This is a genomic window from Neolewinella sp. (assembly GCF_965214665.1).
Lineage (GTDB): Bacteria > Bacteroidota > Bacteroidia > Chitinophagales > Saprospiraceae > Neolewinella.
In genome coordinates this window covers 1,382,075-1,403,025 of record NZ_OZ243970.1, presented here as the reverse complement: position 1 = coordinate 1,403,025, position 20,951 = coordinate 1,382,075, and the positions used below count along the sequence as shown (strand labels likewise).

Annotated in this window: 19 protein-coding genes; 13 read left to right on the top strand and 6 right to left on the bottom strand. The window is 60.7% G+C overall.

Annotated features, from left to right (window positions below; translation table 11 throughout):
* Window positions 1-103: 103 nt before the first annotated feature.
* The 12 genes from ACOOHD_RS06265 (at window position 104) to ACOOHD_RS06210 (ending at window position 15,372) form a co-directional block, all read left to right on the top strand.
* Window positions 104-418 (top strand): FtsL-like putative cell division protein, encoded by a 315-nt coding sequence (locus ACOOHD_RS06265; RefSeq protein WP_420460718.1) that lies wholly within the window; start codon window positions 104-106, stop codon window positions 416-418.
* 3 nt (window positions 419-421) lie between these two features.
* A complete protein-coding gene (locus ACOOHD_RS06260; RefSeq protein ID WP_420460717.1) occupies window positions 422-2,545 on the top strand; it encodes a penicillin-binding transpeptidase domain-containing protein in 2,124 nt (707 codons plus the stop codon).
* A 4-nt stretch (window positions 2,546-2,549) separates the two neighbouring features.
* Window positions 2,550-4,028: a UDP-N-acetylmuramoyl-L-alanyl-D-glutamate--2,6-diaminopimelate ligase gene (locus ACOOHD_RS06255; protein WP_420460716.1), complete on the top strand. Its 1,479-nt coding sequence runs from the start codon at window positions 2,550-2,552 to the stop codon at window positions 4,026-4,028.
* The gene (gene mraY, locus ACOOHD_RS06250) at window positions 4,018-5,274 is read left to right on the top strand and encodes a phospho-N-acetylmuramoyl-pentapeptide-transferase (protein ID WP_420460715.1); all 1,257 of its coding nucleotides are present in this window, start codon (window positions 4,018-4,020) and stop codon (window positions 5,272-5,274) included. The genes ACOOHD_RS06255 and mraY overlap by 11 nt, the downstream gene beginning before the upstream one ends.
* A gap of 117 nt (window positions 5,275-5,391) precedes the next feature.
* Window positions 5,392-6,714, top strand: a complete 1,323-nt coding sequence (murD, locus tag ACOOHD_RS06245; protein ID WP_420460714.1) for a UDP-N-acetylmuramoyl-L-alanine--D-glutamate ligase — start codon at window positions 5,392-5,394, stop codon at window positions 6,712-6,714.
* On the top strand, window positions 6,711-7,871 hold the full coding sequence (locus tag ACOOHD_RS06240) for an FtsW/RodA/SpoVE family cell cycle protein (protein ID WP_420460713.1): 1,161 nt from the start codon (window positions 6,711-6,713) through the stop codon (window positions 7,869-7,871). The genes murD and ACOOHD_RS06240 overlap by 4 nt, the downstream gene beginning before the upstream one ends.
* Complete coding sequence (gene murG / locus ACOOHD_RS06235) at window positions 7,861-8,991, top strand: undecaprenyldiphospho-muramoylpentapeptide beta-N-acetylglucosaminyltransferase (protein WP_420460712.1); 1,131 nt, start codon at window positions 7,861-7,863, stop codon at window positions 8,989-8,991. Before ACOOHD_RS06240 ends, murG begins: the two co-directional genes overlap by 11 nt.
* Window positions 8,978-10,363 carry a UDP-N-acetylmuramate--L-alanine ligase gene (gene murC, locus ACOOHD_RS06230; protein ID WP_420460711.1) on the top strand — a complete coding sequence of 462 codons (1,386 nt, stop codon included), beginning with the start codon at window positions 8,978-8,980 and terminating at the stop codon, window positions 10,361-10,363. The genes murG and murC overlap by 14 nt, the downstream gene beginning before the upstream one ends.
* Window positions 10,353-11,168, top strand: coding sequence for a cell division protein FtsQ/DivIB (locus ACOOHD_RS06225; protein WP_420460710.1), 816 nt, complete (start codon window positions 10,353-10,355; stop codon window positions 11,166-11,168). Before murC ends, ACOOHD_RS06225 begins: the two co-directional genes overlap by 11 nt.
* Window positions 11,169-11,239: 71 nt before the next feature.
* Window positions 11,240-12,565 carry a cell division protein FtsA gene (ftsA, locus tag ACOOHD_RS06220; protein ID WP_420460709.1) on the top strand — a complete coding sequence of 442 codons (1,326 nt, stop codon included), beginning with the start codon at window positions 11,240-11,242 and terminating at the stop codon, window positions 12,563-12,565.
* A gap of 174 nt (window positions 12,566-12,739) precedes the next feature.
* Window positions 12,740-14,206 carry a cell division protein FtsZ gene (gene ftsZ / locus ACOOHD_RS06215; protein WP_420460708.1) on the top strand — a complete coding sequence of 489 codons (1,467 nt, stop codon included), beginning with the start codon at window positions 12,740-12,742 and terminating at the stop codon, window positions 14,204-14,206.
* A gap of 146 nt (window positions 14,207-14,352) precedes the next feature.
* Window positions 14,353-15,372, top strand: coding sequence for a LacI family DNA-binding transcriptional regulator (locus ACOOHD_RS06210; protein ID WP_420460707.1), 1,020 nt, complete (start codon window positions 14,353-14,355; stop codon window positions 15,370-15,372).
* Window positions 15,373-15,434: 62 nt separating this feature from the next.
* Here ACOOHD_RS06210 and ACOOHD_RS06205 read toward each other — a convergent pair whose 3' ends face one another.
* Window positions 15,435-15,866, bottom strand: coding sequence for an OsmC family protein (locus ACOOHD_RS06205; RefSeq protein ID WP_420460706.1), 432 nt, complete (start codon window positions 15,864-15,866; stop codon window positions 15,435-15,437).
* Between the two features lie 71 nt (window positions 15,867-15,937).
* Between ACOOHD_RS06205 and ACOOHD_RS06200 the strand changes: the two genes are divergently transcribed.
* Complete coding sequence (locus ACOOHD_RS06200; RefSeq protein ID WP_420460705.1) at window positions 15,938-16,624, top strand: SDR family NAD(P)-dependent oxidoreductase; 687 nt, start codon at window positions 15,938-15,940, stop codon at window positions 16,622-16,624.
* 7 nt (window positions 16,625-16,631) lie between these two features.
* Here ACOOHD_RS06200 and ACOOHD_RS06195 read toward each other — a convergent pair whose 3' ends face one another.
* The 5 genes from ACOOHD_RS06195 to ACOOHD_RS06175 all read right to left on the bottom strand — a co-directional run bounded on the left by ACOOHD_RS06195 (window position 16,632) and on the right by ACOOHD_RS06175 (window position 20,942).
* Entirely contained in the window at window positions 16,632-17,513 is an 882-nt protein-coding gene (locus ACOOHD_RS06195; protein ID WP_420460704.1) for a Brp/Blh family beta-carotene 15,15'-dioxygenase, read from the bottom strand.
* A 76-nt stretch (window positions 17,514-17,589) separates the two neighbouring features.
* On the bottom strand, window positions 17,590-18,876 hold the full coding sequence (locus ACOOHD_RS06190) for a TRAP transporter large permease (protein ID WP_420460703.1): 1,287 nt from the start codon (window positions 18,874-18,876) through the stop codon (window positions 17,590-17,592).
* Window positions 18,876-19,307 carry a TRAP transporter small permease gene (locus ACOOHD_RS06185; RefSeq protein ID WP_420460702.1) on the bottom strand — a complete coding sequence of 144 codons (432 nt, stop codon included), beginning with the start codon at window positions 19,305-19,307 and terminating at the stop codon, window positions 18,876-18,878. Before ACOOHD_RS06185 ends, ACOOHD_RS06190 begins: the two co-directional genes overlap by 1 nt.
* Window positions 19,297-20,277, bottom strand: coding sequence for a TRAP transporter substrate-binding protein (locus ACOOHD_RS06180; RefSeq protein ID WP_420460701.1), 981 nt, complete (start codon window positions 20,275-20,277; stop codon window positions 19,297-19,299). The genes ACOOHD_RS06185 and ACOOHD_RS06180 overlap by 11 nt, the downstream gene beginning before the upstream one ends.
* Window positions 20,274-20,942 carry a bifunctional 4-hydroxy-2-oxoglutarate aldolase/2-dehydro-3-deoxy-phosphogluconate aldolase gene (locus ACOOHD_RS06175; protein WP_420460700.1) on the bottom strand — a complete coding sequence of 223 codons (669 nt, stop codon included), beginning with the start codon at window positions 20,940-20,942 and terminating at the stop codon, window positions 20,274-20,276. The genes ACOOHD_RS06180 and ACOOHD_RS06175 overlap by 4 nt, the downstream gene beginning before the upstream one ends.
* Window positions 20,943-20,951: the final 9 nt, after the last annotated feature.

Here is a 20,951-nt window from a genome sequence, read left to right as displayed (position 1 = left end):
TCAGCCGAATCCTTTCCGAGGTGCCTTCGGGCACCTCGGAAAGTTCGTCTGCCGACTTTTGGATTCAGCGTCGACGTATTAGTCTTAAATGGTGTGATCGAAAATGGCAGCAAAACGCAAGCGTGCCCCCACTATCTCCGTGCCCACGCTCATCCTGGAAAACCTCGGCTTTCTCTCTTTTTTAGGAGTGCTGGTGCTACTCTACATCGGTAACGCCCACTACGCCGAGTACAACGTGCGCCGGATCCAGGAGCTCGAATCCGACATCAAGGAAAAACGCTGGCTCTATATGTCACTGCAGAGTGATAATATGTATAACGGCCTGCGCTCCGAGGTCATGGACCAGGTGCGCCCCGACGGGCTGCGCCTGCACCGCGGTAAACCCAAAAAAATATACGCTCCGGCGGTAGCGAAGTAAACGATGGCGGTAAATTTTAAAGACGAGGTCCTCATCCGCATCTTCGCCATTCTGGCGGTGATCATCGTTCCCGTAGCCGGGTTGCTGGTGTACCGCACCATAGACATCGCCGTAGTGCGCCAGGCGGAGTTCCAGAAGCTGGGCCGCGAGCGCTTCCGGGTCGTGACGGTCCAGGCCGAGCGCGGCAACATCTACAGCGCTGGAGATAACCTCCTGGCTACCTCCGTTCCCTACTTCAGTCTGCACTTCGACCCCTACGTGGCCAGCCCCCGCGACTACTACGATAACATCGATAGTTTGGCCCTACTGCTGAGTCGCCACGTCGACCGCAACCACACCCCCGGGGCCTGGCGCGACAGTCTGCTATTGATGCGCGACAGCCTGAGCGCACCGGCTAACCACTACTTCAAGCTCGCCGAGAGCGTGAGCTACAGTGAGCTTTCGCGCATTCGCAAATTTCCGATTTTCAACCAGGGCCGGATGGGCGGCGGCCTCATCGTCGAAAAACGCGCCGCCCGCAAGCGCCCCTTCGGCTGGCTGGCTAGGCGTACCATCGGCTACAGTCGGCCCGGTGGGGCTAAGGTGGGCATCGAGGGGGCCTTCGATGAGTACCTGGCCGGCACGAGCGGCAAGCAGGAAATGTTCAACATGGGCAACGGCGTCTGGTTACCCACGGACAACCTCGCCATCGTGGAACCCACCTCGGGCGCTAACATCTACACCACCCTCGACGTCAACATACAGGACATCGCCGAGAACGCCCTGGAGCGGGGCGTGCGCCGGCACCGGGCCGAGTGGGGTACGGCTATCGTCATGGACGTAAAAACCGGCGCCATCCGTGCCATGGCCAACCTCGGGGCCGTCAACCAGAGCCGCGATAAGTTTGCCGAGCAGTACAACTACGCGATCTCTCGCTCCAACGAACCCGGTTCCACCTTCAAACTGGCCACGATGATGGCCCTGCTCGAGGATGGCTACGTTGATCTGGATAGCGAGGTGGATATCGAACGGGGGAAGAAAACCTTCTACGATCTCACCATGGAGGACTCCAACCCCCTGAGTAAGAATTGGCGGATAATTTCGGTGCGCGACGCCTTCGAGCAGTCCTCCAACGTGGGGATGGCTAAACTGGTCGATAGCCTCTACAAAGACAACGAGTTTAGTCAGCGGCTGCAAGATTTCCACCTCGACACCGAAAGCGGCATCGAGCTGGAGGGCGAGGGGGCGGCCTTCATCAATGATACCAGCCGCGTCGGCTTTTCGGGTATCTCCCGGGCCTGGATGGCCATCGGCTACGAGAGCCGCCTCACCCCCCTCCAGATGCTCACCTTCTACAATGCGGTCGCCAACGGTGGGCGCATGATGAAGCCCTACCTGGTCACTGACATCAAGCATAATGGCCGTACCGTGGAGGAGTACAAGCCTACGGTGATCGATAAGCACATTGCCAGCGCCGAGACCATTGAGCAGCTCCAGCGCCTTCTCGAGGGGGTGGTCGACCGCGGCACCGCCAAGCGCCTCAAAACCGATCAGTACCGCTTTGCCGCCAAGACCGGCACCAGCCAGCAAAACTACAGCCAGAAGAACCGTAAGCAAAAGTACCAGGCCAGCTTTGCCGGCTACTTTCCGGCCGAGAACCCTACCTACACGATCATCGTCGTCATCAAGGATCCCACCCAGGGCGCTTACTACGGCGGCGACGTGGCCGGTCCCATCTTCCGCGAGATTGCCGACAACATCTACAACAGCATGATCGAGGTGCACGAGCCCATCAACCAGGGCCCCCGCCCGGTGCTCTACGCCGGCGAGCTGCCGAGTCGGGACGCCGGCTACCTGCCCGAGCTGGTGGAGGTGCTCGATTACGTGAACGTTGCCGTCGATTCGCTGCCCGACTCCGAGCTGGCTACCGTCAACGGCGCGGAGGAACACGTCGAGCTCGCCGCGATTGCTCCAGCCGCCCAGCAGTTTCCCAACGTGCGCGGCATGCGCCTGCGCGATGCCGTGTACGTGCTCGAAAACGAGGGCTACGTGGTCCACCCCCGCGGCGTCGGTCGGGTCGTCAACATGCGGTGGCAGAGCGACGGCCGCGGCCAGCGCGGTAAGGACGTAGAACTTATCCTCCGCTAGAATCATGCAGCTCACTCACCTCATCCACGCGCTTCAGACCCTTTCCCCCGCGGGAGGGATGGAGGACCATGAGGTACGGGGTATTGCATTCGACAGCCGCCGGGTGGAGCCGGGTTTTGTGTTCGTAGCCATCCGCGGCACCCAGGTAGATGGGCACGCCTACATCCAGCGGGCGGTACACGCCGGTGCCATCGCCGTGGTGGGGGAGGCGAGTGGGCTGGCCGCGGTGCCCGCCGATGAGATCGAAGTTCCCCTCATCACCGTCGAAAACAGTGCCGTAGCCCTGGCACAACTAGCCGACATCTGGTATGAGTCACCCAGTAAGCAGCTAACCCTGGTGGGTGTCACCGGTACCAACGGAAAGACTACGGTCACCACGCTGCTACACGAGCTGTTTACCGGCCTGGGTTACCGCGCGGGCCTGCTCTCGACCGTAGAGGTGCGGCTGGGAGGGGAGGTACGTCCCGCTACCCATACTACCCCGGACGTCCTAGCTATTCAGGCTACGCTAGCCGAGATGCGCAATGCGCGGATCGACTATGTATTTATGGAGGTAAGTAGCCACGCGGTACACCAGCACCGCATCCACGGACTCACCTTTGCCGGGGGCGTGTTCACTAATCTGAGCCACGACCACCTGGACTACCACGGCACCTTTGCTGCCTACCTCGCCGCTAAAAAGGCCTTCTTCGATCAGCTACCCGCCGCCGCCTTCGCCCTGGTGAACGCAGACGATAAGCGCGGCGGGGTGATGGTACAGAATACTGCGGCCACCGTACACCGGTATAGCCTGCGTACGATGGTTGACTTCCACGCGCGGCTACTGGCCGACACTCCCCAGGGACTACAGCTTGACATCGCCGGCACGGAGGGCTTCTTTAAGTTGTTAGGTCGCTTCAACGCCTACAACTTGCTGGCTGCCTACGGTACGGCCGCCTTACTGGATCAGGATCCCCAGGAGGTACTCATCACGCTGAGTGGCCTACGGGGCGCTGAGGGCCGTTTGGAACACGTGCCCGATCCCAGCGGTCGCACCACGGCCCTGGTTGATTATGCCCACACGCCCGATGCCCTGCAGAATGTACTCCAGACCTTACGTAGCCTGCTGCCCGAGGGCCACCGCCTTGCCTGCGTAGTGGGTGCCGGTGGTGACCGCGACCGCAGCAAGCGCCCCGCGATGGCCCGCATCAGTGCCGAGCTGGCCGACCAGACTATCCTCACTTCCGACAATCCCCGTTCGGAGTCTCCGGAGGCTATTCTGGACGAGATGGAGACTGGCGTACCCGCTGCTCTCACCCCGAAGGTGCTACGCATCACCGATCGCCGCCAGGCTATTCGCACGGCCGTTCGACTAGGGTACGAAGTGCTGTTGGTAGCCGGTAAGGGCCACGAAACCTACCAGGAAGCCGCGGGAGTACGCACTCCCTTCGACGACCGCGAGGAATTAGCTCACGCCCTAAATGCCGCCGCCCGTGTTAATTGAGCTGTTCGACTGGCTGCGTGCGACCTTCGGCGACTTTCCCGGCGCGAACCTGTTGCGCTTCCTGAGTGTACGTACGGGAGTGGCGATCATCGTGTCGTTGGTGCTGAGCATCGTAACGGGGGGGCGGATCATCCGCTACCTGCGCCGCCAGCAGATCGGCGAGAGCGTACGGGATCTCGGTCTGGAAGGGCAGCTAGAGAAGAAGGGTACCCCCACCATGGGCGGACTGATTATCCTACTGGCCGTGCTCCTACCCAGTCTTCTCTTCGCTAAGCTCGACAACATCTACCTGATCACGATGCTGGTTGCCACCGTATGGATGGGTGCCATCGGCTTCATCGACGACTACCTCAAGATCAAGCACAAGAACAAGGATGGCCTGGCCGGAAAATTCAAGGTAGCCGGACAGATCGGGCTCGGGCTCCTCATCGCCTGCATCATGCTACTTAGTGAGCAGGTGGTGGTACGTATGAACGTCGCCCAGGCGGAAGCCGATGGCATCACCGAGGCACAGCGGGTGGGGGAGGTACGCATAGTAACCCTGGAAAGCGGTGCTACCGTAGCGCGGGCCGACTACCATACCACCCTGACCAACGTGCCCTTCCTAAAAAACAGCGTGCTGACCTACGCCAACGTACTGGGCATCGGCCGCCAGTTGGCCTGGATCATTTTCGTCCCGCTGATTGTCTTTATCGTCACCGCAGTCTCCAATGCAGCCAACCTTACGGACGGCCTCGACGGACTAGCTGCCGGCACCTCCGCCATCATCGCCGGCACCCTGGCGGTATTCGCCTACGTGGGCAGTAACGCGATCGCCGCTAACTATCTCGGCATCCTCTTTCTGCCGGGCACCGAGGAGCTGGTCATCTACAGCGGCTGCTTGGTGGGAGCCTGCCTGGGCTTTCTGTGGCACAATAGTTTTCCGGCCTCCGTCTTCATGGGGGATACCGGTTCACTCGCCCTCGGCGGAGTGATCGCTGCCCTGGCCATCTTGCTGCGTAAGGAACTGTTGATCCCCATTCTGTGCGGCATCTTCGTCATCGAAAACCTCTCGGTGATGGCCCAGGTGAGCTACTTCAAGTACACCAAACGCAAGTATGGGGAGGGGCGGCGTATCCTACGTATGTCCCCCCTGCACCACCACTACCAGAAGCTCGGTATGCCGGAGATCAAGATCGTGACCCGCTTCTGGATCGTGGGCATCCTTCTGGCCGTGGCCACCATCCTCACCCTTAAGATCCGCTAGGCATATGAACCACAGAGTCTCACAGATTAGGGCACAGAGTTGCACGAAGTGCTACTCCCTGCTACTATTACTTCGTGAGACGCTGTGCCCCACTTTGCGAAACGCTGTGGTTAACCCATGAAGCATAAACACCTAATAGTACTCGGAGCCGGAGAATCCGGAGCAAGTGCCGCCCGCCTGGGGCAGCGCGAGGGCTACACCGTGTTTGTCAGTGACGCCGGAGCGGGTAGTGCTACCTACCTTGAAGAGTTGCGGGGTGCGGGTATCGCGGTAGAAACCGCTGGGCACACCGAGGCCGAACTACTACGTGCCGACCTGGCCGTTAAGAGCCCGGGCATCCCCGACACCGCCCCGCCGGTGGTCAAGCTGCGTAAGGCAGGTATACCGGTCATCTCGGAGATCGAATTTGCCTTTCGCTTCGTCGATCCCGAGGCCACCATCGTGGGCATCACGGGTAGCAACGGTAAGACCACCACGACGCTGCTCACACACCACCTGCTGCAAATGGCGGGTGAAAAGGTGATCGCCGGGGGAAATTTGGGGGAAAGCTTCGCCCGCCTCCTGCTGGACCACGAGCCGCAGGACATTTACGTGCTGGAACTCAGCAGCTTTCAGCTCGACGGAATCGTACAGTTCCGGCCCGACATTGCCGTTATTCTTAATATTACCCCCGACCACCTGGATCGCTACGGCTACAGCATGGACGCTTACGCCGACAGCAAACTGCGCATCGCCCGCAATCAGCATCCGGAGGACCAGCTGCTGCTACTGGCCGATGCCACCACCATTGCACCCGCGCGCCGCCGCAATCCGGTGCGTGCGGCTGTTACCGAGCTTGACCCCGCGACGGGCATTACCGGAAGCATGATCAGCGTGGAGGGGCAAACCTTCGAGCTAGGAACGGGCCAACTGCGGGGACGGCACAATGCGATGAACGCCCTGTTTGCCGTGCGGATCGCCCTGGAACTTGGAGTGAGTCCCGAAGAAATACAGTTGGCCCTCGACAGCTTCCGCCCTGCGCCGCACCGTATGGAGGTCGTTCCGACCACGGATGGCCGTACCTGGATCAACGACAGCAAGGCCACGAACGTAGACAGTACCTACTTCGCCCTGGAAACCATGATGGGACCTACGGTTTGGATCGCTGGCGGCACCGATAAGGGTAATGAGTATGCTCCCCTACAGGAAGTGATGGGCGATAAGGTGCACACTCTCATCTGTTTAGGGCTCGATAACGAGAAACTGAGAGAAGATTTCGAGTGGCTGGAACGGGTGGTGGAGTGCCAGAGCGCAGAGGCTGCCGTCCGACTGGCCGATCAGTACGCTAAACCCGGAGATACCATCTTGCTGAGCCCGGCCTGTGCCAGTTTTGACCTATTTAAGAACTACGTGGACCGGGGCGACCAGTTCCGGGACTGCGTGCAACAACTCATCGGATGAACCTATCTACGCGCATAGCGACCGAGCTGCGGGGTGACCGCGTGCTGTGGGCCATCATCATCCTGCTCAGCCTGATCTCAATGGTGGCCGTGTACAGTGCGGTGGCGAACCTGGCCTACCGCAACGCTGGCGGGGCGGTGAATGGATACCTCATCAAGCACGGGATCATCCTGGGCTTCGGGCTAGTGGTGATCTACATCGGCCACCTGCTGGCCTACACGAAATACTCGCGCTGGGCTCCGACGCTACTCCTCTTGTCTATCGTACTGCTCCTGCTTACCCAGGTATTTGGTACCGATATTAATGGGGCCAGGCGGTGGCTTACGATTCCGTTCGTGAACCAGACCTTTCAGACCTCAGACTTCGCGAAGCTCTCGCTGATCCTCTTCGTTGCCCGGGCTATCGGCTCGAAGCAGGACGTGATTAAGGACTTCAAGGGGGCCTTCGTACCCATCATCCTACCGGTGCTGGCGGTGTGCTTGCTCATTGCGCTGGCCGACCTTTCTTCTGCCATCATGCTGTTTCTAATCTGCATCCTGATGATGATCGTGGGGCGGGTAGCGATGCAATACATCATTATGCTTATTCTACTGGGTATCAGTGTGTTCAGCGTTCTGGTGATGGTAGGCTCGAAGTACCCAAACCTGGTACCGCGCGCCGCCACCTGGGAAAAGCGCATTGAGACTTACTTCAACCCCGCCGCCGCCAAGGTCGATGACCGCCGACAGATCACGGGGGCCATGATCGCCATCGCCAACGGGGGGGTCATCGGGGTGGGCCCGGGTAATTCTACGCAGCGGCATACGCTCTACAGTGCCCAGTCCGACTTTATCTATAGCATCATCGTGGAGGAGTACGGGGCCGTAGGGGGTATCGCACTCATTGGGATCTATCTCCTACTCTTCGTGCGGGTGATCCGACTAGTCACGCGCAGTAGTAAGGCATTTGGGGCGATGGTGGCCTTTGGTCTGGGGCTCTCCATTCTGCTGCAGGCCTTCCTCAATATCGCCGTCAATCTCGACCTCCTGCCCGTCACCGGGCTTACGCTGCCGCTGGTCAGTATGGGGGGTACGAGCACCCTGTTCACCTGTATTTCGCTGGGCATCCTGATGTCCGTGTCGAAGTACATCGAAGCCGTGACCGCCGATGCAACCTAGACCGTTACGATTCATCATCAGCGGCGGCGGCACGGGCGGGCACATCTTCCCGGCCATCGCCATTGCCGACGAGCTTAAGCGCCAGCACCCGGACGCAGAATTCCTCTTCGTAGGGGCTAAGGGGCGTATGGAGATGGACAAGGTGCCGGCCGCCGGGTACCGCATCGAGGGGCTGTGGATCAGCGGCCTCAAACGTCAGCTCAGCCTCGACAACCTAAGCTTTCCGGTGAAAGTGCTCAGTAGCCTGTTCCGCTGCCGGACCATTCTGCGCGACTTCCGACCGGATGCTGTGGTTGGGACCGGGGGGTATGCGGGGGCACCGGTCCTGTACGCCGCCGCGCGCATGGACATTCCCACCCTCATCCAGGAGCCTAACGCATTTGCCGGACTGGCCAACAGGTGGCTGGGCAGTAAGGTGGACAGGATCTGCGTGGCCTTTCCCGGCATGGCCAAGTTTTTTCCGGCCGACAAACTCGTCATTACCGGCAATCCCGTGCGCGAGCAGCTCCTGGATCGGGTCAGGGAACTGGAGCAAAAATCCGGTGATGCGTCGCAGACCGTCTTGCTCACGGGTGGCTCCGGCGGCGCAAAATCACTCAACGAGGCCATGGCCGGCAGCACCAAGCTCATCCGGGCGCGGCCGCAGGTGCATTGGATCTGGCAGTGCGGCCGGTCCTATCTCACTACGTACGAGAGTTGTGCGACTGCCGCACTACCTAATGTACATCTCTCCGCCTTTCTCGATAAGATGGACGAAGCCTACGCCAGCGCTACTGTGGTGATCGGGCGGGCGGGGAGCACCACCATCGCCGAGATCGAGTACCTTGGTAAACCCGCGATTTTAGTGCCCAGTCCCTGGGTAGCCGAAGACCACCAAACGAAAAATGCCGAGGCACTTACGCAAAAAAATGCCGCGGTACTTGTGGCCGATAGCCGGGTAAATTCCGATCTTGTACCCACCGTATACACCTTGTTGGACAATCGGGAGCGGCGGGACGAACTAAGCCGCAACGCCCGGGCCTTGGCCCGTCCGGGTGCCGTAACCCGCATCGCCGAGGAGGTGCTAGCGCTTCTTCCTTCCCTCACTCCTAAAACGGATGCTTCCCATGCAGCTGTCTGACGTGGAACGGGTCTACTTTATCGGCATCGGCGGCATCGGTATGTCAGCCGTGGCACGCTACTTCCGTAGCCGGGGGGTGGCCGTGGCCGGTTACGATAAGATACGTACCCTACTGACCGAGACCCTAGAAGGAGAGGGGATGGACATTCATTATACCGCCCGTCCCGAGCTGGTCCCTGCTGCTGCCGCCGATTTACTCATTGTCTATACGCCCGCTATCCCCAACGACTTTCCTGAATTGGTGAAGGTCAGGTCGGGACAGTACACTGTCATGAAGCGCTCGCAGGTGCTGGGCCTGATTAGCGAGGCGATGCGCTGCGTCGGCATCGCCGGCACCCACGGCAAAACTACTACGACGACCATCACGGCGTATCTGATGGGGACCGCCGGGCTTGACCCTTCAGCTTTTTTGGGGGGCATCGCGCGGGACTTTGCGGGTAACTACGTACACGGGCAGAGCGACTGGGTCGTGGTGGAGGCCGATGAGTACGACCGGAGCTTTCTGACCCTGCATCCGGAGATCGCGGTAGTGCTTTCTACCGACCCCGACCATCTCGACATCTACGGCGACCACGACAACATGCTCGAAACGGGCTTCCGAGCCTTTGCGCGGCAGATCAAGCCCGGTGGGCAGCTCATCGTGCGCTACGATGTGGCCGAGCACTTTACTAGACTAGACGAGATACTAGTGACTACCTTCGGCATCGGGCGGGGAGATTTCTGTGCTCATAACATCCGGGTAGTACACGGAGCCTTTCAGTTCGATCTGCGGGAGCCCGACGGCCACCTGATCCAAAATCTACGCACGGCGCTGCCCGGACGACACAACATTGAAAACGCCGTGGCCGCCTGCGCCGTGACCCGCCTGGCCGGCGGGGGGGAAGAACACCTGCGCGAGGGCCTGGCCAACTTTCACGGCATTGCCCGCCGCTTTGAAACCGTGCTGCGTACCGATGAGCTAGTCATCATCGACGACTACGCTCACCACCCTACGGAGTTACGGGCAGCCATTGCGGCGGCCCGCGAGCTTTATCCGGATAAAACAATCCGCGGCGTGTTTCAACCCCATTTGTACAGTCGCACCCAGGATTTCGCTCCCGGATTTGCCCGCGCCCTCGATGCGCTCGACGAGGCGATCATTATTCCCATTTACCCCGCGCGGGAAGCGCCCATTCCCGGAGTCTCGAGTCAGCTCGTCTACGGGATGATGAAAAACGAGAAACGCCGGCTGCTCACCGACACCCAGATGCTGGAGGCAACGGCGGAACTTACCGATGGGGTGCTGCTGTTGCTCGGCGCGGGCGACATCGATGCACTGGTGCGCCGCGTAGTAGCCCAGCACCGCAAAACTACTGTATCCCATGGCAAGTAAAGCGACGGCCGCGCTGGGCCGACTACTCGCCAGCGTATTTATTGCTATTCGGCGCTACGGCTGGATCTTCGTCACCCTCTTCGTGGCCGTGCTGGCGATCTCGGCCATCACCGAGCGGGAGGCAACGCCCATCCGTGCTGTGCAGCCCGTAGTCCTCCCCCTTCCCGACAACGCGAACCTGGTCGAACCGGAGGAGTTGCTTGAACTACTACAGGCGAGTTTTACCAAATCCCTCGACCAACTCACGCTTTCCGATATCGACATCGAACGCGTGGAAGAAGTGCTCGAAGCCCAGCCCTTTGTGGGCGATGCCGAGGCCTACGTCGATGCCGATCTGGTTTTGCACATCACGGCCGAACAGCGCATCCCCCTCCTGCGTGTAATAGCCGACAACGGTCAGAACTACTACCTCGATCTCGACGGTGTCCGCCTACCCCTCAGCCCCAACTACACGGTACGCGTACCGGTGGTAACCGGCAAGGTGGTGCCCTGGTCGGACGACTACCCGGAGAAGCCAGACCACCAGCTCCAGCAGCTGATGGCGCTGGGCCACTACCTGCGCCGGGACGAGTTCCTCCGTGCCCTCGTCGAGCAGATCGACGTGAGCGCCACCGGAGAGCTCACTCTAGCCCCAAAGCTCGGCGACCAGGTCATCTACCTGGGCCGCTACGATGCCAAAGAAACCCCACTGCGCCTGGAGCGCCTGAAAATATTTTACCGCGAAGGACTTCCGTACGAGGGTTGGAGGAAGTACCGGAGCTTCGATCTACGCTACGCCGATCAGGTAGTAGCCAAAAAAGCTTAACCATAATTACGGGCAGCGGGGCGATGACCCCGCCCCGCTGCCATACACTCTTTTTCAAACCTTGGGATATAATGACTGATACCACACTACACACCATCGCCGCACTTGATATCGGCACCACCAAAGTCTGCGCCCTGGTCGGTCGCCGCGATAAACACGGACGCGTGGAGATCCTCGGTACCGGGAAGGTCGAATCGGAGGGCGTCATGCGCGGTGTCGTCTCCAATATCGAGAAGACCGTGCGCGCCATCACCGAAGCCCGCCGCCTGGCCGAGCAGACCAGCGGGCAAAGTTTTGAAACCGTCCACGTCGGCATCGCCGGCCAGCACATCAAAAGCCTGCAACACCGCGGCATGCTGATGCGCGACAACCCCCACTCCGAAATCGGTCAGCGCGACATCGACCGCCTCATCGGCGATATGCACAAACTCGTACTGCCCCCCGGGGATAAGATCTTGCACGTCATCCCTCAGGAGTACACCGTAGATAACGAGCAGGGAATCATCGACCCCATCGGTATGTCGGGCTCCCGCCTGGAGGCCAACTTCCACATTATCACGGGGCAGATCACGGCCAGCAACAACATCAACCGCTGCGTCGAGCGCGCCGGTATGCGGATGGCCAACGTCACCCTGGAACCGATCGCCAGCGCCGCCTCCGTGCTCTACGACGACGAAAAGCACGCCGGAGTAGCCCTAGTCGATGTCGGCGGGGGTACTACCGACATCACCATTTTTCAGGAGGGCATCATTCGGCATACCGCGGTCATCCCCTTCGGTGGACATGTCATCACCAAGGATATCAAGGCGGGTTGCACCGTCATGGAGGACCACGCCGAAAAACTCAAGGTCAACTACGGCAGCGCGCTGGCCAGCGAGGTGTATGAGAACCGAATGATCGTAATCCCCGGCCTCCGTGGTCGCGAGCCCAAGGAGATCAGCGAGAAAAACCTAAGCCTCATCATCCAGGCTCGCGCCGAGGAAATCCTCGACCACGTACTCTGGGAAATCCGTCGTTCCGGCTTCGATGGCAACCAGCTCATCGGAGGTATCGTCCTCACCGGGGGTGGCGCCCTGCTCAAGGACTTCGACAAGCTTACCATGCTGCACACCGGAATGAACTGCCGCGTCGGCTCGCCCGTCGAGCACCTGGCTCACGGATATACGGAGCGCCTGACCAGTCCCATCTACGCCACCGGCGTAGGACTACTCCTACAAGGCTTCGCCGACATCGACGCTGGTCGGGTCAAGATTGCCCCGCCCAAAAAAGAGGAACCCGCCACCGAGCTCGAACTCGAGGAGCAGATCAAGGAGGAGGCCAACGCGCCGAGCTGGTTTGACAACGTCTTCAAGCGCACCAAAGAGTGGTTCGAGGCCGAGCCCGACCGGGATTTTTAGCCCTCGGCGGCCGAATTCCCCTCCCTTTGCACCCGCGGCCCCGCCCAAGTGCAAACCATTTGCTGAAATGTCAGCGATATCAACTAAATTAGAGTACCTAACTCGGCAGACGAGCTTTTGCCAGCGCTCAGGGCGCTAACAAAAGAACTCGGCTGACGAGGACAACATATAACCATGATTATCGACTTTCCAACGGGAGAATCTCCCATTATCAAAGTGATCGGCGTAGGCGGCGGTGGCAGCAACGCGGTCAACCATATGTACGAACAAGGCATCGTCGGCGTCGATTTTGCCATCTGTAATACCGACCACCAGGCCATGGAGCTCAGCCCCGTGCCCACCAAGGTGCAGCTTGGGCCCCACCTAACGGAAGGCCGCGGAGCCGGCTCCAAGCCCAACGTCGGTAAACTCGCCTGCGAGGAAAGTATCGAGGAGATTCGTAAGTACCTCGACAACAACTGTCGCATGGTCTTCATCACCGCCGGAATGGGGGGTGGTACCGGTACCGGAGCGGCACCCATCATCGCCCGCACGGCACGCGAGATGAACATCCTCACCGTCGGTATCGTCACCCTGCCCTTCACCTTCGAGGGGCGCCGGCGGGCCACCAACGGCATGGAGGGGCTGCAGGAGCTGAAGGACAATGTCGATACGCTGATCGTGATCTCCAATGACAAACTCCGTCAGATCCACGGTAACCTGAATCTGAGCGACGCCTTTTCCAAGGCCGATAATATCCTGACCACGGCGGCCAAAGGCATCGCCGAGATCATCACCGTGGCGGGTTATGTGAACGTCGACTTCGAGGACGTCAATACCGTCATGCGCGACAGTGGTGTAGCCATCATGGGTACCGCCAGTGCTGAGGGAGAAGATCGCGCCCGCGTAGCCGTCGACCAGGCCCTCCACTCGCCGCTGCTGGAGGATAACGACATCCGCGGTGCCAACCACATCCTACTCAACATCACCAGCGGTACGCGCGAGGTGACCATGGATGAGATCTTCGAGATCACCGAATTCGTGCAGGAGGAGGCCGGTTACGGCACCGACCTGATCTGGGGTAACTGCTTTGATGAGGCGCTGGGCGACAAGATCAGCGTGACCGTCATCGCTACCGGCTTTGGTGATAAGAAGAAGGCTAATCGGAACGTCGCTCCCGAACGGCAGGTGGTTCACCTCGAAAAGAAACGCGAGGAGGCTCCCCGCCGCACTAAGCTCGAGGAAATTACCGGGGAGGAGGACCCCGTAGGCTACGGCAATAGCAAGACCACCACCTTTGAGTTTGAGGACATGGAGGAGGCCAAGGCCCGCCTGCAGGCCCGTCGCCGCGCTAGCGGTAGTTTCACCCAGAGCTTCATCCAGGAAGAGGAGGAGGCGCGCCGCGCCGCCGAACGCCGCGAGCTCGAACTGCGCGACCAGCAGCGTCGCGAGGCCCTACGCCAGCGCAGTGAACTGCCAAAGTTGAGCAATCCCAAGGTAGTCAACGAGCTAGAAAACCAGCCCGCCTACCTGCGCCGCAACATCCAGCTGGACAACAACGGATCGAGCGACCAGCAGGAAATGAGCCGTTGGACCATCAACGATGACGAGGAGCGGCCGCTACGGCGCAACAACTCCTTTTTGCACGACAACGTCGACTAGTAGTAGTACGGGGTCGAGGACTTAGTTATTTATATCACACCATTTTAGCTTTGGATGCGGGTAGTGGGGGGTCAATCCCGCTGCCCGCTTTTTATTGGCGCCAAGCCTTACCTTACCCATTTGCTGTCCGCCGTCCGCCACCACCTATGAAAAAGAAAGCAGTCACCATCTATGACATTGCCCAGCGACTCAACCTTAGCCCCTCCACCGTTTCTCGCGGCCTACGTGACGACGAGCGCATCAACTCCCGCACTAAGGAACTCATCGCCGCCACCGCCGCCGACCTCAACTACCAGCCCAACCGCGTAGCGGCCGGTCTGCGCGGTGGGTCCACTAAAACCATCGGTCTCATCGTCCCGCGGATCAACCGCGACTTCTTCGCCAACGCCATCAGTGGTATCGAGCAGGTAGCCCGCAGCCGCGGCTTTCAGCTCATCATCACCCAGAGTAGCGAGACCCTGGCCGCCGAGCGAGAAAACGTTGCCGCCCTGACCGCTGCCCGCGTCGACGGCATCCTAGCCAGCTGTACCCTGGAGACCGACCGGATGGACCACTTTGCCGAGCTCCAGCGGCGGCAGTTTCCGCTGGTGTTCTTCGACCGGGTGCCGGAGCACTTTGCCGCCCACCGCGTCATCATCGACGATGCGGAGATGTCCTACCAGGCCGTGCGCCACCTGCTCGATCAGGGGGCCCGCCGCATCGCCCACCTGGGCGGGCCGAATAGCGTCAGCATCTACGCCGGTCGCTACGCTGGCTACGTCCGCGCCCTGGAGGAGGTGGGCTTACCCCTACGGCACGAGTACATCGACCGCGACTGCCTGAACGAGCAGAGGGGGTACCCCGCCGCCGCTCGTCTCCTAGCCCTGCCCGAACCGCCCGATGCCATCTTCACGGCCTCCGATTGGACCGGACTTGGCATCACGCTCTACTGCAAGGAGCATGGAGTAGCGATTCCGGAAGATCTGGCCCTCGTAGCCTTTTCCAACGAGCCCTTTACGCGCATCATCGAGCCGGCCATTAGCAGCGTGGAGCAGTTTAGCGGGCGCATGGGCGCGGCAGCCGCCGAGCTGCTGTTCCGGCAGATCGACAACGCGGAACCGCTACCCACCGAACGAATCGTACAGGCCGGGGAGTTGCGGGTGCGTGCCTCCTCGCGCAGGAAATAACACCAAGCCCCCGTCAACGGCCGTTGACGGGGGCTTGGTGTCGGAGCAGAGGGAAAAAGCCCTTAAGCCACCGGGCTACCCACCGAGTGAAGACTGTACTCCAGAGTGATGTTAGCATTGAGGGCACGCGACACCGGGCAGTTTTCCTTGGCCTTCTGCACGATCTTGTCGAACTCGTCCTCCTGGATGTCCTTAACCCGGGCTTCCATTTTCAGGTGACTCTCCTTGATCGTTTGGTCCTGGAAGTCGATGGCGCAGTCGGTATCGAGCTCGTGCACGGTGTAACCGGCCTCGCCCAGGGCGTGGGTCACGGCCATGGTGAAGCAGCCGGCGTGGGCGGCGGCAATGAGCTCTTCGGGATTCGTGCCCTTTCCATCTTCAAAGCGGCTCTTGAAGGAGTAGCTGGTTTCTTCGAGCACGCCACTCTTAGTGGATAGGTGGCCGGAGCCGTCCTTGAGCGAGCCATTCCAGCGTGCGGTTGCGGTACGTTTCATGTGTATTGGTTGTTTTTCTTTGGGTACTGCCTACCGCTCGCTTTTGTTCGCGCCGCCCTACCTTTCGCCCCATGAAGACAGCCATCGTGACCGGCGCCAACCGGGGCCTGGGCCTGGAAGTAGTGCGCCAACTCGCCGGGCAGGGCGTACGCGTCCTCCTTACCAGCAGAACCGAGGCAGGGGCCGCCGGTGCAATGCAGGTCGAAGCAGGCGAGATCATCTACCACCAACTCGATATCGCCGACCCCGAAAGTATTCAGTCATTCGCGAACTACGTGAGGACCGACATTGGTACGGTCGACGTACTGATCAACAACGCCGGTATCCACTACGACACCTTCCAAAATACCCTCACGGCAGACTTCCATATCGTCGAGGAGGCCTGGCAGGTCAATACCCTTGGCCCCTGGCGGCTTATCCAGGCCATTTACCCCCAGTTGCGCAAGGGTGGGGGAGGGCGGGTGGTCAACGTCTCCAGCGCCAGCGGCTCCTTTGTCGAGAGCTGGCCCGGCACCCCGGCCTACGCCGTCACCAAGGCTGCCCTCAATATGCTCACCCTGAAGCTGTCCGCCGACCTGGCCAACGATAAGATTTTAGTTAATGCCGTCTGCCCCGGCTGGGTGCGTACCCGTATGGGGGGACAAAACGCTCCCCGGAGTGTAGAAGAAGGTGCCCATAGCATTCTCTGGGCCGCCCTGCTGCCCGATGACGGCCCTACCGGGGGCTTTTTCCGCGATGGGGAGCGGCTGCCTTGGTAGGTACACCTCAGCGATACACCCGGTCGATCAACAACGCATGCGGCAGCGTAATCAACGATACCAGCATAAAGACCACCCCGAGATCGATCTGCGCCCCGCGGCCCCCCGCAATCCAAAGGTACAGCCCCCCCAGTGTGCCTACCGCCCCTAGGGTGAGGGGCAGTAGCTCCCGTAGATACCCCCGCACATCCACCACCACGGTACGCCGGTGCAGGTAACGCCACTGCGCAGCCGCCGCCGGTACGCTATGCCAGAGCAGGAAAAATAGTCCGAAGCCCAGGAGTAGATCCGTAGATAGATACAGGGCAGTAAGCAGGGCCAGATCGAGCAACCTCCGCGCGATCTCCTGACCCGTTGCGCGTTGCTCGGTCCCTTTCCAGAGGGGCAGCGCCACGTTGGCTGCAATTAGCATGCCGCACACGATGATCCGCTCGGGCTCACTGATCGCTAGGGTGGCACCGACCATGCGCTCAATGATCGGGGCGGCCTCCGGGTAGTGCAACACCACCGGGAAGAGCAATACGAAACTGCCCCAGGCCAGTTGCGAGGCCATGCCGCCCTCCCCATACGACTGTCCGAAATGATAGACGCTCACTGCCAAAAATACCAAAAAAGCGACGGCTGGAAAGGCGTGCCATAACAGACCGTAAAGCACTACCAGCAAGGAATAAAAGCCCAGAAACTTCCACCGCTGCCCCTGCCACTGCCGCTCCGGATGCCGCGCCCGAAAGATAAGATGATCCGCCGCCCCGTGGGGTATGCCGAGAACGAGGAGCAGTAGGGCTAGACCGGTAGTCGAGATCCCCGGCTCACTACCGATGACCTGCACCAGGCACAGCACCAGTAGGCTGAGTCCCCGGATGCCCCACGAAAGTGCGCTGCTGCCCATACCAAGACTCGTCTGCCGGATAGAAGCCCCGCGCTTCCTACGAAGTTCGTTGCACCGGCGGCCCCGCCCACCTGTACTAAAAGCCGAACTGCGCGGGAAGCCAGGTGCTGAGGCCCGGGACCAGGGTGACGATCAGCAAGGCCACCAGCATGGCGATGAAGAAGGGCACCAGCGGCCGGACGACCTTGCGAATGGTCGTACCCGCCACGCCCACCCCGATGAAGAGTACCGAACCCACCGGCGGCGTGCAGAGTCCGATACAGAGATTGAGGATCATGATGATGCCGAAGTGCACCGGGTCGATACCGATCTGTACGGCCACCGGCAGAAAAATAGGGGTGAAGATGAGCACCGCCGGGGTCATGTCCATGAAGACGCCCACGAACAGCAGGATCAGGTTGATGATGATCATGATCACCACGGGGTTGTCACTGGTGGCCAGCAGGAAGGTGGTGATGTCCTGGGGGATGTTTTCGAAGGCCATGATCCAGGACATGGAGATGCTGGTGGCGATCAGGATCATGACGATACTCGTGGTCCCGACCGCATTAAGAAACACCTGCGGAAGCTGCGCCACGGTAACCTCCCTGTATACGAACGAGAGCAGCAGACAATAGAGCACCGCCGCCGCCGAGGCCTCCGTAGCCGTGAAGACCCCCACCACGATGCCCCCGATGACGATAAGTAGCAGCGCCAGACTGGGTAGGGCCTGCACGAAACTGCGGCCCACCTCCCTCACCGAGAAACTGCCGCTGGTGGTGTAGCCCTTGCGCTTGGCGAGGATGGCAGCCACGATCATGAGCAGAAAACCTACCAGCAGGCCCGGTAGGTAGCCGGCCAGAAAGAGGGCGGCAATGGACACGCCCCCGCTTGCCAGACTGTACACGATAAGGATGTTGCTGGGCGGGATAATGAGCCCCGTGGTGGAGGAGGTGATGTTCACCGCGGCGGAGAATTCCTTGCTGTAGCCCTCCTTTTCCATAGCCTTACCGACCGTGCCACCGACCGCCGAGGCCGCCGCGGCCGCCGATCCGGCGATGGCCCCAAAGAGCATGGCGGCGATAATGTTGACGTGGGCCAGTCCGCCGGGCAGACTACCGACTAGCGAACGGGCGAAGGCAATGAGGCGGCGGGCGATGCCCCCCCGATTCATGATCTCACCGGCCAGAATGAAGAAGGGAATGGCCAGTAGTCCGAAACTGTCCAGACCGGTAGCCGTCTGCTGCGCGATGGTCGTCAGGGCCGGCAGGGTGGGGATGCTAAAGAGCATCGTGACCGTAGCGCTGATACCGATACACCAGGCGATGGGCATGCCGAGGCCGATCAGGATGACGAAAGTGAGCACGAGAATGGCGACTTCCATCAGCGGGGGGCGGTTAGGTCGGGTAGGCGGTAGAAAATGATGAGTAGTCCACTGATGGGTACCACGGCGTAGACCAGGGACATCGGTACACCCAGGGCCGGGGAGGTCTGCCCGAGCTCGGCGGTCAGGAGTACCAGCTGCATGCCCCCAACCACAAAAACCGCCAGGGCAAATAGGATGATGAGGGCCGCAATCAGGCGTACCGGTTTATTGGCCAGCAGGTCGATCGACAGGTGCATGCGCTGGCCACTGGCGTAGGCCGCCCCGAGTACACCAATCCAGATCAGCAGGAAGCGCGCCAGCTCCTCCGACCAACTGGCCTGATCGGCCATCACGTAGCGGGTGAACACCCCCCAGAGCACGTCGAGCGTCATCACCGCGAGCATGAAGATGAGCACGGCGCCGAGGATGCGGTCGACCTTAGTTTTCACCGGGGGCCATGGTTTGGATCTGTTGAATGAGATCGTAAATCACCGGATCGTCGCGGTAGTCGTCGAGGATGGATCGGGTCTGCTCCATAAAGGGAGCTTTGTCCGGACGGATGATCTCCACGCCGGCGGCCACTACGGCGTCGAGCGCCTCCTGCTCGGCCTCCTGCCAGAGCTTTCGCTGGAAGACGACGGCTTCATCGGCCGCCTCCTGCACCCAGTTCTGTTGCTCGGGAGTGAGCCGGTTCCAGGCCTCGGTACCGATGATGAGCACATCGGGGGTGGCGGTGTGCTCATCCAGGGTGTAGTATTTGCAGACCTCGTAGTGGCGGCTGGTGTAGAAGCTGGGGGGGTTGTTCTCGGCCCCATCGACCACCCCCTGCTGCAGGGCGGTATAGAGCTCGCCGTAGGAGATCGGGGTGGGGGAGCCGCCGAGCGCTTTTACCATATTAATGGCCGTATTGCTGAGCTGGACGCGGATCTTTTGACCCTGGAGGTCGGCCGGGGTGCGTACGGCTTTGTCCTTGGTGTAGAAGGACCGCTGCCCGGCATCGAAGTAGACCAGCCCACGTAGGCGAAATTGCTCGCTCTCGGTAAGCAACTGCTTGCCCAGGGGGCTATCCTGGAACTTGTACACGTGTTCCCGCCCGGTGAACAAGTACGGCAGGGAGAGGACCGTGGTGGCGGGGGCAAAATTCTCCAGCACGGCCGCCGATACTTTGGTCATGGCCATGCTGCCGATCTGCACCAACTCCAGACACTGCCGCTCGCTACCCAGTTGCTGATTGGGGTAGATGGAAATGGTGACCGTACCCCCGGATTTCTCCGCGAGTCGCTCCGCCATGAACTCCATACCTAGGTGTACAGGGTGGCCAGTGTCGAGCCCGTGACCGAGGTGGAGTACGGTTACGCCGCTCTCGTCACTGCATGTCGACAGGGCCAGACCTAGTAAGAGGATAGTAAGTAGTCTCACGAGCGTAGTTCCTTAGCCGTTGCGAGGGCACTGCGGACTGCCGCGGTGAGTCCGTCCATATCCCGATTCTTGAGTACCGCCCCACCGATGAGGGCCGAGCCCAGCCCCACGCAGACGGCCCCGGCCTCAAACCACCCGGTGAGGTTATCGAGCGCCGTGGTCACTCCGCCGGTGGGCATGATGCTCGTCCAGGGTTGGGGACCGCTTACCGCTTTGATGAACTCCGGTCCGTAGACGCTGCCCGGGAACAGTTTCACGATCTCGCAGCCGAGCTCCTCGGCCCGACCGATCTCCGTCAGACTGGCGCAGCCCGGCAGGTAGGGCACCTTGCGGCGGTTGCAGACCAGGGCCACGTCCTCGCGCAGGGAGGCCGAGACGATGAAATCGGCTCCCAGTTGCAGGTAGAGCGCGGCGGTGGGCGCATCATTGATCGACCCTACGCCGAGGACCATTTCAGGAAGCTCGGCGCGGGCGTACAGGCTCAGGTCACGGAAGGTCTCGTGGGCGAAGTCACCCCGGTTGGTGAACTCCAACAGCCGCCCCCCGGCGGCGTGGCAGGCCTGCAGGATGTCCTTACCTAGCGCTACGTCAGCGTGGTAGTATAGGGGCATGATCCCCTGCTCGTGAATGGTAGTAAGTGTATGAAGGCGAGTGTGTTGGGCCAAAGCAAATGA

What these genes read in the sequence shown, in the direction of transcription:
- murG (WP_420460712.1), top strand. Translation starts at nt 7,861, where the DNA reads ATGCAACCTAGACCGTTACGATTCATCATCAGCGGCGGCGGCACGGGC.
- ACOOHD_RS06195 (WP_420460704.1), bottom strand. Translation starts at nt 17,513, where the DNA reads ATGGGCAGCAGCGCACTTTCGTGGGGCATCCGGGGACTCAGCCTACTG.
- ACOOHD_RS06200 (WP_420460705.1), top strand. Translation starts at nt 15,938, where the DNA reads ATGAAGACAGCCATCGTGACCGGCGCCAACCGGGGCCTGGGCCTGGAA.
- murD (WP_420460714.1), top strand. Translation starts at nt 5,392, where the DNA reads ATGAAGCATAAACACCTAATAGTACTCGGAGCCGGAGAATCCGGAGCA.
- ACOOHD_RS06210 (WP_420460707.1), top strand. Translation starts at nt 14,353, where the DNA reads ATGAAAAAGAAAGCAGTCACCATCTATGACATTGCCCAGCGACTCAAC.
- ACOOHD_RS06260 (WP_420460717.1), top strand. Translation starts at nt 422, where the DNA reads ATGGCGGTAAATTTTAAAGACGAGGTCCTCATCCGCATCTTCGCCATT.
- ftsZ (WP_420460708.1), top strand. Translation starts at nt 12,740, where the DNA reads ATGATTATCGACTTTCCAACGGGAGAATCTCCCATTATCAAAGTGATC.
- ACOOHD_RS06240 (WP_420460713.1), top strand. Translation starts at nt 6,711, where the DNA reads ATGAACCTATCTACGCGCATAGCGACCGAGCTGCGGGGTGACCGCGTG.
- ftsA (WP_420460709.1), top strand. Translation starts at nt 11,240, where the DNA reads ATGACTGATACCACACTACACACCATCGCCGCACTTGATATCGGCACC.
- ACOOHD_RS06265 (WP_420460718.1), top strand. Translation starts at nt 104, where the DNA reads ATGGCAGCAAAACGCAAGCGTGCCCCCACTATCTCCGTGCCCACGCTC.
- ACOOHD_RS06225 (WP_420460710.1), top strand. Translation starts at nt 10,353, where the DNA reads ATGGCAAGTAAAGCGACGGCCGCGCTGGGCCGACTACTCGCCAGCGTA.
- ACOOHD_RS06190 (WP_420460703.1), bottom strand. Translation starts at nt 18,876, where the DNA reads ATGGAAGTCGCCATTCTCGTGCTCACTTTCGTCATCCTGATCGGCCTC.
- ACOOHD_RS06255 (WP_420460716.1), top strand. Translation starts at nt 2,550, where the DNA reads ATGCAGCTCACTCACCTCATCCACGCGCTTCAGACCCTTTCCCCCGCG.
- ACOOHD_RS06205 (WP_420460706.1), bottom strand. Translation starts at nt 15,866, where the DNA reads ATGAAACGTACCGCAACCGCACGCTGGAATGGCTCGCTCAAGGACGGC.
- murC (WP_420460711.1), top strand. Translation starts at nt 8,978, where the DNA reads ATGCAGCTGTCTGACGTGGAACGGGTCTACTTTATCGGCATCGGCGGC.